The organism is Candidatus Symbiopectobacterium sp. NZEC135 (assembly GCF_025962695.1).
In genome coordinates this window covers 1-708 of the sequence record NZ_JAGFPF010001117.1, presented here as the reverse complement: position 1 = coordinate 708, position 708 = coordinate 1, and the positions used below count along the sequence as shown (strand labels likewise).

Below are 708 nucleotides of genomic sequence, written 5' to 3'. Positions count from 1 at the left end.
CCGATCCGAATGGAAAAATAGTGCCCGGTGTGGCCGAGCGTTGGGAAAATAAAGATTTCCGCGTTTGGACTTTCCATTTACGCAAAGACGCGCGTTGGTCAAACGGCGATCTCGTCACCGCGCAGGATTTTGTCTACAGTTGGCAACGATTAGCCGATCCGGCAACCGCTTCGCCTTATGCCAGCTACTTGCAGTACGGACATATCGTCAACATTGACGACATTATAGCTGGAAAGAAAACGCCGGACACGTTGGGCGTCAAAGCCGTGGATGACCATACGCTGGAGGTGACGCTGAGCGAAGCGGTGCCTTATTTTGATAAACTTCCGGTTTATCCTGCCATGTCGCCCGTTAATCGTTCCGCGGTTGAAAAGTTCGGTGAGAAATGGACCCAGCCAGAACATTGGGTGGGGAACGGTGCCTATACCTTGAAAAATTGGGTTGTCAATGAACGCCTGGTTTTAGCGCGCAACCCTCACTACTGGGATAATGCCCATACTACCATTGAGCAGGTGACGTATTTACCCATCTCCTCAGAAGTGACGGACGTAAATCGCTATCGCAGCGGTGAAATTGATATCACCTACACCAATTTACCGATTGAACTGTTTCAAAAAATGAAGCAGGAAATACCTGATGAAGTGAAGGTGACACCTTATTTGTGCTCTTATTATTACGAAATTACTAACCAACGTGCACCTTTTACTG

Annotated in this window: 1 protein-coding gene; it reads left to right on the top strand. The window is 48.2% G+C overall.

Annotated features, from left to right (window positions below):
• Positions 1–708, top strand: a 708-nt coding sequence (locus J5224_RS32805) for an ABC transporter substrate-binding protein (RefSeq protein WP_264629096.1), incomplete at both ends; no start/stop codon positions are given.